Source organism: Streptomyces sp. NPDC051909 (genome assembly GCF_040681095.1).
In the GTDB taxonomy this organism is placed as follows: Bacteria; Actinomycetota; Actinomycetes; order Streptomycetales; family Streptomycetaceae; genus Streptomyces.
Genome location: NZ_JBFAYA010000018.1, coordinates 132,425 through 144,437 on the forward strand (window position 1 = coordinate 132,425; position 12,013 = coordinate 144,437).

Sequence of the window (12,013 nt, forward strand, 5' to 3'; positions counted from 1 at the left end):
ATGCTGCGCCGGCGCGTGCTCACCCTGCTCACCATCGTGCTGCTCATCGGCGTCCCCGCCGGCTATCTGGTGATCTCCGCCGGACAGAGCCGCGACAGCGGCCGCGACAAGGAGCGCGAGTCCTCCGTCGTCGGCCTCCAGGACAACCGGCCCTCCCTGATGAAGCGCCGGGTCTTCGAGATCCCGGTCCCCACCGACGCCTGGCACGTCGCCTACTACGAGACCAGCAACTGGAAGACCAGCCGCCTCTACGTCCAGTTCACGACCACCGCCGCCGGCCTGGACACCTTCCTCGCGGACAGCGGCGGCAGCCGCGCCGCCCTGAAGCCGGGCGAGGTGGCCGTCAGCGACCGCGACGCCGACATCGTCGGCTGGAACTTCACCCCCGACCGCGCCTGGTCCGGCGCCACCATCACCCGCGAGCGGCCGCGCCCGCACACCACCATCGCGGTCGACCTGACCGATCCGGCCTTCCCGCACGTGTACGTGGTGTCGGCGACCTCGCCCTGAGCGGACCAGACCGTGCGGAGACCGGTCCGGCGTTCTGCGCACGGCGCTCTGGGTACGGCGCGGGGCGCGGCTGAGTAGCGCGACTCAGGACGCCCGGGCGGGCCCCGGCCGACCATGGCGTCAGGAACAACGTCGCCGACCTCGGGGGGACCAGATGCTCAGCCGCCTTTCCGGACACCTGCTGCCGACCGTGGCCCGCCTGGGCGTCACCACGGACCCGCGGGCCGCCTTCGCCCCCGGCAGCATCCTGGTCGCCAACCACACCTCGCTCGCCGACCCGGCGGTCGTCCTCGCCGCCCTGCGCCGGCTCGGCGTCGAACCCGTCGTCGCCGCCACCGCCGGCCTCTGGCGCGTGCCCGGGCTCGGCCGCGCCCTGGCCCGCGAGGGCCACATCCCGGTGCACCGGGGCAGCGCCCGCGCCGCCGAGGCGCTCGACCTCGCGGCCGACGCGCTCGCCGCGGGACGCCTGGTCCTCATCTACCCGGAGGGCGGGCTGCCGAGCCGCAAGGACGCCGCAGAGGCGCCGCCGGAGGACTTCCGCAGCGGCATCGCCCGGCTCTCGCTGCGCACCGGCGCCCCGCTCGTCCCCGTCGGCCAGGCCGGCGCCCGCCGCCTGATCTCCGGCGGTACGGCGAAGCAGCTCGCCGGCCTCGCGACCGCCCCGCTGCGCCGCCCGGACCTCCACGTCCACATCGGCCGCCCGCTCGCCCTCACCGGCGACGCCCCGACCCGTACCGCCCAGGCGCACCGCGCGGTCACGGCCGCCTGGCGGGAGGCCGCCGCCCGCCTCGGCGAGCCGGCCGCCGCGGTGTTCCCGCTGCCCTCGCCCGCGAGCGGGGGGACCTGGCGTGAAGCCGCCTGAGATCTTCACGAGGCCGCCACAACGCGGGACGGCCTGCGCGGGCCTCCGACCCGGGCACGGAGGACGGCGCGGAATGTGAGAGCGTGCAGGGCGTGAGTGAGAATCCGACGAACACCCTGCAGTACCGCATCGACGGGCGGGACGACGCACCGGTCCTGGTGCTCGGCCCCTCGCTCGGCACCACCTGGCACATGTGGGACCGCCAGATCCCCGAACTGACCCGCTCCTGGCGCGTCGTCCGCTTCGACCTGCCCGGACACGGCGGCGCCCCCGCCCAGCCCGCGAGCTCCGTCGCCGAGCTCGGCGACCGGCTGCTCGCCACCCTCGACGAACTCGGCATCCAGCGCTTCGGCTACGCGGGCTGCGCCCTCGCCGGCGCCATCGGCCTCGACCTCGCGCTGCGCGCCCCGCACCGGGTCGCCTCGCTCGCCCTGGTCGCCACCTCGCCCCGCTTCGGCACCCCCGACGAGTTCCGCCAGCGCGGCGTGATCGTCCGCACCAACGGCCTCGAACCGATGGCCCGCACCGCCCCCGAGCAGTGGTTCACCCCCGCCTTCGCCGGCGCCCAGCCCGCCATCGTCGACTGGGCCGTGCAGATGGTCCGCACCACCGACCCCGGCTGCTACATCGCCGCCTGCGAGGCGCTCGCCGTCTTCGACGTCCGCGAGGCGCTTGAGCGGATCGGCGTCCCCGTGCTCGTCCTGGTCGGTGCCGACGACCGGATCACCGGACCCGCCGAGGCCCGCACCCTCGTCGCCGGGATAGCCGACGCCCGGCTCGCCGTCGTCCCCGGCGCCTCCCACCTCGCGCCCGTCGAGCAGCCCGCCGCCGTCACCGAACTGCTCACCGGCCACTTCGAACCGCTCGCCCAGGAGTCCACCGGCCCGCTCGCCGTGCCCGGCATGCCGCCGGTCTCCGCGCCCGTCGTCCCGGCCGGCGAGCTCGCCCCCGTGGCCCCCGCCGAGTCCGAGGACACCCGCCCCGACCCGTACGAGAGCGGGCTCAAGCTGCGCCGCGAGGTGCTCGGCGACGCGCATGTCGACGAGGCGCTCGCCGACCCCTTCGGCACGGACTTCCAGCAGCTCGTCACCCGCTTCGCCTGGGGCGAGGTGTGGAGCCGCGAGGGCCTCGACCGGCGCACCCGCAGCGCCGTCACCCTCGCCGCCCTGATCTCCGGCGGCCACCACGAAGCCCTCGCCGACCACACCCGGGCCGCCCTCCGCAACGGCCTGACCCCCGACGAGCTCCGCGAGATCCTCCTCCAGACCGCCGTCTACTGCGGCCTCCCGGCCGCCGAGAGCGCGCTGCGGGTGGTGCGCCGCGTGATCGAGGAGGACACCACGCCCCGGGCGTAGGGTCGCGGCGTGAAGCTGACGAAGAACACCCACGCCTGTGTCCGCCTGGAGAAGGACGGGCGGACGCTCGTCATCGATCCCGGGATGTTCACCGAGGAGGACGCCGCGCTCGGCGCGGACGTCCTCCTCGTCACCCACGAGCACGCCGACCACTTCGACGAGGCGCGGCTGCGGGCCGCGCTCGACGGCAACCCGGCCGCCGAGGTGTGGACGCTGCGCAGTGTCGCCGACCAGCTGGCCGCGGCCTTTCCCGGCCGGGTGCACACCGTCGGGCACGGGGACGCCTTCAGCGCGGCGGGATTCGACGTGCAGGTGCACGGCGAGCTGCACGCGGTGATCCACCCCGACATCCCGCGCGTCACCAACGTCGGCTTCCTCGTCGACGGCGCCGTCTTCCACCCCGGCGACGCCCTCACCGTGCCCGACCGGCCGGTGGAGACGCTGTTCCTGCCGGTCATGGCGCCGTGGAACAAGATCTCCGAGGTGATCGATTACGTGCGCGAGGTCAAGCCGGTGCGCGCGTACGACATCCACGACGCGCTCCTCACCGACCTCGCGCGCCCCATCTACGACCGCCAGATCGGCGCCCTCGGCGGCACCGACCACCGCCGCCTCGCCCCGGGCGACTCGGCCGAGCTCTGAGAGACCCGGTCTGTCAGACCCCAGGGCTAGGGCCTGTCCGACCCTGATCCGCCGGACAGGCCCTAGGCTTGCGCTCATGCGCATCGCCACCTGGAACGTCAATTCGATCACCGCCCGGCTGCCCCGGCTCCTGGCCTGGCTGGAGAGCACCGTCACCGATGTGCTGTGCATCCAGGAGACCAAGTGCACCGCCGAGCAGTTCCCCGCCGCCGAGCTGCGCGAGCTGGGGTACGAGTCGGTGGTCAACGCCACCGGACGGTGGAACGGGGTCGCCCTGGTCTCCCGGGTCGGCCTCGACGACGTGGTCACCGGACTGCCCGGCGGTCCCGACTACGAGGGCGTGCAGGAGCCGCGGGCGATCTCCGCGACCTGCGGCCCGGTCCGCGTCTGGTCGGTCTACGTGCCGAACGGCCGGGAGGTCGCCCACGACCACTACGCGTACAAGCTGCGCTGGCTGGAGGCCCTGAAGGCGGCCGTCGCCGAGGACGCGGCGGGGGAGCGCCCCTTCGCGGTGCTCGGCGACTACAACATCGCGCCGACCGACGAGGACGTCTGGGACATCGCCGAGTTCGAGGGCCTCACCCATGTCACCGCGCCGGAGCGGGCCGCGCTCGCCGCGCTGCGCGAGGCCGGCCTCGGCGACGTCGTGCCGCGCCCGCTGAAGTACGAGCACCCGTACACGTACTGGGACTACCGCCAGCTGTGCTTCCCCAAGAACAAGGGCATGCGCATCGACCTGGTCTACGGCAACAAGCCGTTCGCGGACGCCGTCAAGGACGGCTACGTGGACCGCGAGGAGCGCAAGGGCAAGGGCGCCTCCGACCACGCCCCGGTGGTCGTCGACCTGGACGTCTGATCGTTCCGCGCGCCGGGTGGTGCCCCCCAGGGGTGGAATGCGACGCTGTTCGGATGAACATTCCTTTCCTGGACAACTGGCGCAAGAAGCACGACACGGCACTCTCCCCCCTGGTCTCCGTCTTCGACCGGGACCCGGAGGGAGCGGCCGAGCTGCTCGCCGAGTGCGAGCTGCTGCGCGCCCGTGCCCAGGAGGCCGGAGTGGCGCTCGACGACACTCCGCGCTCGCTCGCCGCGCTCGACCAGCTGCCGCCGCGCTGGCGGGACGACCCGGAGGAGCTGCCCTGGGTCGGGAACGACGCGGGGCTCTATCTGGGCACGGTGATCGTCCGGACCGTGCCGGGCGCCGGCTGGCGACTGCGGCCCGACGGACAGCCCGTGGTGCGGCTGCCCTCGGGTCGCGAGGTCAACGTGGTCGAGGCGGGCCTCGACTGGGCCACGACCGGGAACCCCGAACTGTCCCAGGTCTACGCCGAGTCCGCCGAGTTCTGACCCCGGCGGTCCGTCAGCCGTGATCACTCCGACCGCAGCGGTACCGACAGACGGCTCGGGTCGGCCGCGGGCGAGGAGAAGGTCAGCTGGGCGCCGGTCGGGTTGTGCTCGATGTACAGCGGGTCGACCGTGTCGACGACCAGCGCGAGCCGGTGGCCGGCCGGCACGTCGTAGGCCGTGGAGAACAGATCCAGGTCGACGGTGAACGGCTGCCCCGGCTTCCGGTCGTGGAAGGTGTACGGGGCGTGGGTGACCAACTTGCCGATCCCGAGCGGGCCCACGTCGTACAGGTACGCGACGAAGGTGCCGCTCTCCGCGGTCGGGGTGACCGTGGTGTGGAGCCGGGCCGTGCCGCGCACCCGCTGCGGCGTGCCGTACCGCTCGGTCTGCCACACGCCCGCGAAGGCGCGCGGGAGCAGCGGGATCGAGGCGGTCGGCGGGGCCTGGAAGAACTGGTCCAGGAGGTTGGACAGCAGGACGACGCCGCCGTCGGCGCCGGAGTCGACGTTCGCCCACAGGTGCTCGGAGCCGCCGAGCGGGATCTCGCGCCGGTGGGCGTTGACCGACTTCCAGTCCGGGTAGCCCTCGTAGCCGGCGTCGGAGCGCGGCTTGAGCCGGACCGGCTGCTCACGGTCGACGCCGTTGTCGACGCCCTTGAGGTAGTGGTCGAACCAGCGATGGGCGCTGGTCCAGGTGTCGTTGGGCAGCCCGAGCAGTCCGGTGGCCTCGGCGGTGGCGTGGTCGCCGGGCCGGAACTCCAGGCGCTTGGGGCCGGACAGCTTCTCGTAGAAGCTCGCGAACTGGTTGGGCGGGAAGATGGTGTCGCCCCAGGCGTTGCCCAGCATGATCGCGGGCCGGTTGGCGTTGATCGCGTCGAGATGGGTCGCGGCGGAGCGCTTGCGGCCCCACGCGATCATCTCGTCCTCCTTGTCGAGATCGGAGGAGAGGAAGTCCTGGAGGGTCTGCCGGAGTTCGGGACCGGGGCGGCCGGTGAGGTAGCCGGCGCCGCCGAGCAGGGCGGCGGCCTGGAGGTGCTGGGTGCGACCGCTGTAGATGGAGTCGATGAGGTCGGCCCAGCCGCTGAGCGCGGCGACCGCCCTGACCCGCTTGTCGTGCGCGGCCACGAGCAGGCTGATGCCCGCGCCGTACGAGACGCCGGCCATGCCCACCCTGCCGGGATCGGCCGGGGTGTTGGCGAGCGCCCAGTCGATGACGAGAGAGGCGTCGGCGACGTCCTTCGGACCGGCGGTCTCGATCTCGCCGCCGGACTGCCAGAAGCCGCGCGAGTTGTAACTCACCACGACGTAGCCGGAGTCGGCGAGCTGCTGGGCCTGCGCGAGGTACTCGATCTGCGGCATCGCCCAGCTGGTCGGCAGCACGATCACCGGGTAGCGGGTGCCGGCGGAGGCGCCGGCCGGGGTGACGACATTGGCCTTGAGCACGGTGCCGCCGTCCCCGGCGATGTCGACGAAGCGGACGGTGCCGGCGGAGTCCGCATGGGCGGCGGGGGCGAGCCCGAGGGCCGTCCCGGCGACGAGAGCCGCCGAGACGGCGAAGGTCAGGGCTGTGCGCACGGGGTCACTCCTCACTGGTTCACTGAATGGGGGGCAGTGAAAGTGACCCGACGGTAACCGCGAAGCCTTACCCGAGGTAACTGCTCGGTAAGTTACGCATGGGTAACGATTGGCCGGTACGCGTCGGCGCAGCCGCCGGGGACGCGGCTCACCGGGCCGTGGCGGCCCGCAGCGCGTTCAGCGCGCGTCGCAGCCGTTCCTCCCGGCCGGTCACATCGTCCGGAATCCGCCGCGCGGCCGCCACCGCCTCGGTGGCCAGGGTCAGCCACACCTGCCGGTCCTGACTCCGGCTGACCGTCAGGAGCAGTCCGTCGACCAGCTTCGGCAGATACGCCTTCGGGCTCACTTCCGCGAGCACCCGGTACGCCAGGACCTCCTCCCACGAAATGTCGTCCCACGCGCCCAGTTGCCGGCTTCCGAGCAGCAGTACCCGCGCCCGCAGCACTGCGTCGTGATCGATCTTCCCCATGTGCCCCCTGTTCTCCGTGTGATGCACGACGGAGATTCTGGGAGTCGGAGGACACCCCGGACAAGGCTCTCCAACTGTGCGTTCCGTCCTACGAAAATGGCCGCTGACCTGTCATGATGGTGACGTCTTCACCCCGAATGGGAGGGCGGGCCGGTGCGGGACGCGAGCGAGGTACCCGACATTCCCGATGGTGCCGATGTCTTCGGCGTCCCCGATGTTCCCGACGTCTTCGATCCGCGGATCTACGCCGACGGCGTCCCGCACGCCCGCTTCCGTCTCCTCCGTGACCGCCACCCCGTGGTCCGCCAACCGGAACCGGAAGTCCTCGGCTGGCCCGCCGGGCCCGGGTTCTGGGCCGTGACCCGGCACGCCGACGTCGTACGGGTCCTCAAGGACGCCGCCGGGTACTCCTCGTACCTCGGGGCCACCCAGATCCGCGACCCCGACCCGGCCGACCTGCCGTTCATCCGCCGGATGATGCTCAACCAGGACCCTTCCCCACGCTCTGAACCGCGTTCGAGCGGGGGAGACCCCATGCACCACGGCCGGCTGCGCCGCCTCGTCAGCCGTGCCTTCACGCCCGGGCGGATCGAGCGCTTCGCCGGCACCGCCCGCGCACGGGCGCGTGAACTCCTGCTCACGGCACGGGAGTCGGGCCGCGAGGTCGACCTCGTACGGGCCGTCACCGACGAGTTCGCCCTGCTCAACCTCACGGACCTGCTCGGCGTGCCGGCCGCCGACCGGGGGCTGCTGCACACCTGGACCGAGCGGGTCATCGCCTACCAGGACCCCGACGAACCGCCCGTCCTCGGTCCCGACGGCCGGCCGGTCAACCCCCGCTCACCCGCCATGCTGGCCGAGATGTTCGCGTACGCGCAGGAGCTCGCCGCGCACAAGCGGAAGCACCCCGCCGACGACGTGATGACCACGCTCGCCACATCCGGACTCCGCGACGCCGAACTGGAGATGTTCTTCTTCCTGCTCACCGTCGCCGGAAACGACACCGTGCGCGGCGCCGCCCCCGGCGGGCTGCTCGCCCTCGCCGAACACCCGGAGCAGCAACGGAAGTTGTGGAGCGGCGAGGTCGGGATGGACACCGCCGTCGACGAACTGCTCCGGTGGCACCCGCCCGTCCTCTCCTTCCGCCGCACCGCTGCCCGGGACACCGAGCTCGCCGGGGTGAGGATCGCCGCCGGGGACAAGGTCGTCGTCTTCCACGCCTCCGCCAACCGCGACGAGCGGGCCTTCGCCGACCCCCACCGGCTCGACCTGTCCCGTACCCCCAATCCGCACGTCTCCTTCGGCGACGGACCGCACGTCTGCCTCGGCGCGCACTTCGCCCGGCTCCAGCTGCGCGTGCTCTACGAGGAGGCGCGCGCCGCGCTGCCCGGTCTCGCGCCCGCCGGGCCACCGCGCCGGCTCGTGTCCAACTTCATCAACGGGATCAAGTCGCTGCCGGTGCGGCTTGAGGAGTGCGCGCCACACGGGTGAGGTCGGCCACGAGCTCGACCACGTCGGGGCCGTACGCCTGGGAGTTGACGACCCTCAGGAGCAGGACGAAGGAGCCGTCCAGGCCGTACTTGCCGGACAGCGCCCGGTAGTTGCGCGCCAGATGGCGCGCGGCGGCCTGGTTGGTGACGGCCGCCTGGCCGCACAGCAGGAACACCGGGCGAGCGCCCTCGCCGCGGGTGAGGCGGGCGAGGACGACGTACTCGCTGACGCCCCACTCCGGGCGGTAGGTCTCGCCCGCCACGGTGAACATGCCCCGGTCCTCGGGCGGTTCCTGCTCCACGTTCATCGTGAGCCCCGGCAGCAGATTCGGCAGATGCGCCGCCATGCGCCGATTCGAGAACGGCCCCCCGATGCAGAACTCGGCTATCTCGCCCAGGCCCTGGCGGGCGGTGTCGTGCTGCACGATCCGGGGCCGGGCCCCGCAGTCCTTGATCAGTGCGGACAGTTCGAGCAGTGCCGACACGTCGGTGGCGTGCACCCCGCGCTCGCTGCCGGCCAGCCGGTTCACCACCAGCAGGCACTCCGAGCCGGAGGGCAGCCCGAAGAAGGCCTGCTTGCGGCGCAGCCGGCGCCGCCAGAAGTAGGTGCGGGTCAGCCAGCCGAGGGAGCCGCTGACGCCGGTGGCGAGCACGCCCAGGACGACGTTGCGCAGGTCTTCGTTCATGGGCGCGCATGCTACTGGGCGACCGGCCGCCTGTTCGAGAGGCGGTCCTGACGGGAGGTGCGGGCAGAAGTTACGCTGCGCGAACGGGCGTTGACTGGAGGTTGGGATGCAGTCTCGGACGCGGCGCTTCGCCGTACGCAACGGGTCGGTCGTGGCCGTCGCCGCCACGGTGCTCTCGGTGGGCGCCGCCGCCCCGCCGGCCGCCGCGCCGCCTGGCCCGGCCCCCACCAAGGTGCCGGTCGCCGCCGGCTGGGGCGGCGCCGTCGCCAGCGTCGACGCGGACGCCTCCGCCGCCGGCGTCGAGGTGCTGCGCAAGGGCGGCAACGCCGTGGACGCGGCGGTCGCCGTGGCCGCCGCGCTCGGCGTCACCGAGCCGTACTCGGCGGGCATCGGCGGAGGCGGCTACTTCGTCTACTACGACGCCAAGACCCGTACGGTGCACACCGTCGACGGCCGCGAGACCGCGCCCGGCTCCGCCGACGCGAACCTCTTCACGGAGAACGGCGTGCCGATCCCGTTCGCGGAGGGCATGACCAGCGGTCGCGGCGTCGGCACCCCCGGCACCCCCGCCACCTGGGAGACGGCGCTCGACGCCTGGGGCAGCAAGCCGCTCGGCAGGCTCCTCGAACCGGCCGAGCGGCTCGCCCGCGACGGCTTCACGGTCGACGCCACCTTCCGCGCCCAGACCGCGGGCAACGAGGCACGCTTCCGCGACTTCCCGGCCTCCGCCGAACTCTTCCTGCCCGGCGGGCAGTTGCCGATGGTCGGCTCGGTCTTCAAGAACCCCGACCTGGCCCGTACGTACGAGAAGCTGGGCCGGGAGGGAGTCGGCGCGCTCTACCGGGGCCCGCTGGCCCGCGACATCGTCAACACGGTGCAGCACCCGCCGGTACGGGCCGGGGCGACCCGGGTGGTCCGCTCGGGCGATCTGACGGAGGCCGACCTCGCCGGGTACGAGACGATCCGGCGGGCGCCCACCAAGGTGTCCTACCGGGGCCTCGACGTGTACGGCATGGCGCCCTCGTCCTCCGGCGGCACCGGCGTCGGCGAGGCGCTGAACATCCTGGAGTCCACCGACCTCTCGCGCGCCTCGCGGGCGGCGTATCTGCACCGCTTCATCGAGGCGAGCCGGATCGCCTTCGCCGACCGGGGCCGCTGGGTCGGCGACCCCGCCTTCGAGGACGTGCCCGTCCGCGGCCTGCTCTCGCAGCGGTACGCCGACTCCCGGGCCTGCCTCGTCCGCGACGACGCCGTCCTGAGCAGCCCGCTCGCGCCGGGCGACCCGCGCGACCCGGCGGCCTGCGCGACCGGCGGCACCGCCGCCCCGACCACGTACGAGGGCGAGAACACCACCCACCTCACGGTCGCCGACAAGTGGGGCAACGTCGTCGCCTACACCCTGACCATCGAGTCCACGGGCGGCAGCGGCATCACCGTTCCGGGCCGCGGCTTCCTGCTCAACAACGAGCTGACCGACTTCTCCTTCGCCCCGGCGAACCCGGCCGTCCACGACCCCAACCTGCCCGGCCCGGGCAAGCGCCCCCGCTCCTCGATCTCCCCGACGATCGTCCTCGACCGCACCGGCCGCCCCGTCCTCGCCCTCGGCTCCCCGGGCGGCGCCACCATCATCACCACGGTCCTGCAGACCCTCACCGGCGTCGTCGACCGCGGCCTCCCCCTGGTCGACGCCATCGCCGCCCCGCGCGCCAGCCAGCGCAACCAGACCACCACGGAACTCGAACCGGCCCTCTGGAACAGCCCGCTGAGGGCCGACCTCGAAGCGATCGGCCACGCCTTCCGCCAGAACCCCGAGATCGGCGCCGCCACCGGCGTCCAACGCCTCCCCGACGGCCGCTGGCTCGCCGCCGCCGAACCCGTCCGCCGCGGCGGCGGCTCGGCGATGGTGGTCCGCCCGGCGCCGTAGAGCGGGTGGACTACAGCGCCGTCAGGATGCGCGGGCCCGAGTCCGTGACGGCGACGGTGTGTTCGGTGTGGGCCGCGCGGGAGCCGTCGAGGGTGCGGATGGTCCAGCCGTCGGCGGCCGTGTAGTGGTGGTCGTGGCCGCCGCCGATCAGCATCGGCTCGATCGCGATCACCATGCCGTGGCGCAGTGGCACGCCCCGGCCCGGGCGGCCCTCGTTGGGGACGTCCGGGCCCTCGTGCATCGTGCGGCCCACGCCGTGGCCGCCCATGCCGTCCGGGATGCCGTAGCCCGCCGTGCGGCAGACCCGGGCCACGGCGTGCCCGATGTCCCCGACCCGGTTGCCGACGACGGCCGCCGCGATGCCCGCCTCCAGCGCCTCGTACGCCGTGTCGATCAGCCGGGTGTCCTCCGGGCGTGCCCGGCCGACCGTGAAGCTGATCGCCGAGTCGCCGACCCAGCCGTCGAGCACCGCCCCGAAGTCCGCGCTCACCAGGTCGCCGTCGGCGAGGGGCGTGCCGTCCGGGACGCCGTGCACGATCGCGTCGTTCACCGAGAGGCAGAGGGTCGCCGGGAAGGGCACCGGCGCCCAGTTCGGGCGGTAACCCAGGAAGGGCGAGCCCGCGCCGGCGACCGCCAGCACCTCCCGCGCCACGCCGTCGAGCTCGGCCGGGGTCACCCCGGGCGCCGCCTTGTCCCGCACCGCCTGGAGGGCCTGGGCCACCACACGGCCCGCCTCGCGCATGAGCAGCAGGTTCGCGTCCGTCTTGATCTCCATCACGCCAATTACTATACCGGTATTAGAATGGGTCGCATGGTGCGCACACCCCTCACCCCCGAAGAACGCGAGCGCGGCGAGCGGCTCGGCCGGCTGCTCCGCGAGGCCCGCGGCGACCGCTCCATGGCCGAGATCGCCGCCGCCGCCGGCCTCTCCGCCGAGACCCTCCGCAAGATCGAGACCGGCCGCGCCCCCACCCCCGCCTTCTTCACGGTCGCCGCCCTCGCCGGCGTCCTGGACATCTCGATGGACGAGCTCGTCACCCGCTGCGCCTACGTCCCGGTCTAGGCCGTGTCTGACAAATAGCGTCGTCCGCCCGCAGGGCGGGGCGCGCGGCGTCCGGTGCGTGCAGGCGCAAGGCGGAGGATCATCCTCGTAC

13 protein-coding genes are annotated in these 12,013 nt (G+C 73.3%); 9 read left to right on the forward strand and 4 right to left on the reverse strand.

Translation table 11 applies throughout. The features are described from left to right. The 6 genes from AB0M18_RS26695 (at position 1) to AB0M18_RS26720 (ending at position 4,716) form a co-directional block, all read left to right on the forward strand. The gene (locus AB0M18_RS26695; protein WP_365762295.1) at positions 1 to 510 is read left to right on the forward strand and encodes a hypothetical protein; all 510 of its coding nucleotides are present in this window, start codon (positions 1 to 3) and stop codon (positions 508 to 510) included. A 154-nt stretch (positions 511 to 664) separates the two neighbouring features. Next, entirely contained in the window at positions 665 to 1,372 is a 708-nt protein-coding gene (locus AB0M18_RS26700) for a lysophospholipid acyltransferase family protein (RefSeq protein ID WP_365762260.1), read from the forward strand. Between the two features lie 92 nt (positions 1,373 to 1,464). Further along, a complete protein-coding gene (locus tag AB0M18_RS26705; RefSeq protein WP_365762262.1) occupies positions 1,465 to 2,727 on the forward strand; it encodes an alpha/beta fold hydrolase in 1,263 nt (420 codons plus the stop codon). 9 nt (positions 2,728 to 2,736) lie between these two features. Next, the gene (locus tag AB0M18_RS26710; RefSeq protein ID WP_365762264.1) at positions 2,737 to 3,369 is read left to right on the forward strand and encodes an MBL fold metallo-hydrolase; all 633 of its coding nucleotides are present in this window, start codon (positions 2,737 to 2,739) and stop codon (positions 3,367 to 3,369) included. A gap of 76 nt (positions 3,370 to 3,445) precedes the next feature. Then, positions 3,446 to 4,225 carry an exodeoxyribonuclease III gene (locus AB0M18_RS26715; RefSeq protein WP_365762266.1) on the forward strand — a complete coding sequence of 260 codons (780 nt, stop codon included), beginning with the start codon at positions 3,446 to 3,448 and terminating at the stop codon, positions 4,223 to 4,225. A 53-nt stretch (positions 4,226 to 4,278) separates the two neighbouring features. Next, positions 4,279 to 4,716, forward strand: coding sequence for a DUF6278 family protein (locus tag AB0M18_RS26720; protein ID WP_365762268.1), 438 nt, complete (start codon positions 4,279 to 4,281; stop codon positions 4,714 to 4,716). A 23-nt stretch (positions 4,717 to 4,739) separates the two neighbouring features. Here AB0M18_RS26720 and AB0M18_RS26725 read toward each other — a convergent pair whose 3' ends face one another. After that, complete coding sequence (locus AB0M18_RS26725) at positions 4,740 to 6,290, reverse strand: CocE/NonD family hydrolase (RefSeq protein WP_365762270.1); 1,551 nt, start codon at positions 6,288 to 6,290, stop codon at positions 4,740 to 4,742. Positions 6,291 to 6,438: 148 nt separating this feature from the next. Next, complete coding sequence (locus tag AB0M18_RS26730) at positions 6,439 to 6,759, reverse strand: hypothetical protein (RefSeq protein ID WP_365762272.1); 321 nt, start codon at positions 6,757 to 6,759, stop codon at positions 6,439 to 6,441. Between the two features lie 180 nt (positions 6,760 to 6,939). Here AB0M18_RS26730 and AB0M18_RS26735 point away from each other — a divergent pair, with 180 nt between their 5' ends. Next, complete coding sequence (locus AB0M18_RS26735; protein WP_365762297.1) at positions 6,940 to 8,250, forward strand: cytochrome P450; 1,311 nt, start codon at positions 6,940 to 6,942, stop codon at positions 8,248 to 8,250. Here the strand turns inward: AB0M18_RS26735 and AB0M18_RS26740 are convergent. Continuing rightward, on the reverse strand, positions 8,204 to 8,935 hold the full coding sequence (locus AB0M18_RS26740; protein WP_365762274.1) for a hypothetical protein: 732 nt from the start codon (positions 8,933 to 8,935) through the stop codon (positions 8,204 to 8,206). The two genes, AB0M18_RS26735 and AB0M18_RS26740, sit on opposite strands and share 47 nt — an antisense overlap. 106 nt (positions 8,936 to 9,041) lie before the next feature. Between AB0M18_RS26740 and ggt the strand changes: the two genes are divergently transcribed. Then, positions 9,042 to 10,859, forward strand: coding sequence for a gamma-glutamyltransferase (ggt, locus tag AB0M18_RS26745; protein ID WP_365762276.1), 1,818 nt, complete (start codon positions 9,042 to 9,044; stop codon positions 10,857 to 10,859). A 10-nt stretch (positions 10,860 to 10,869) separates the two neighbouring features. Here the strand turns inward: ggt and map are convergent, their stop codons facing one another. Further along, positions 10,870 to 11,637 carry a type I methionyl aminopeptidase gene (map, locus tag AB0M18_RS26750; protein ID WP_365762278.1) on the reverse strand — a complete coding sequence of 256 codons (768 nt, stop codon included), beginning with the start codon at positions 11,635 to 11,637 and terminating at the stop codon, positions 10,870 to 10,872. A gap of 33 nt (positions 11,638 to 11,670) precedes the next feature. On the opposite strand from map, the gene AB0M18_RS26755 reads away from it, so the two are divergent. Next, positions 11,671 to 11,922, forward strand: coding sequence for a helix-turn-helix transcriptional regulator (locus AB0M18_RS26755; protein WP_365762280.1), 252 nt, complete (start codon positions 11,671 to 11,673; stop codon positions 11,920 to 11,922). Positions 11,923 to 12,013: the final 91 nt, after the last annotated feature.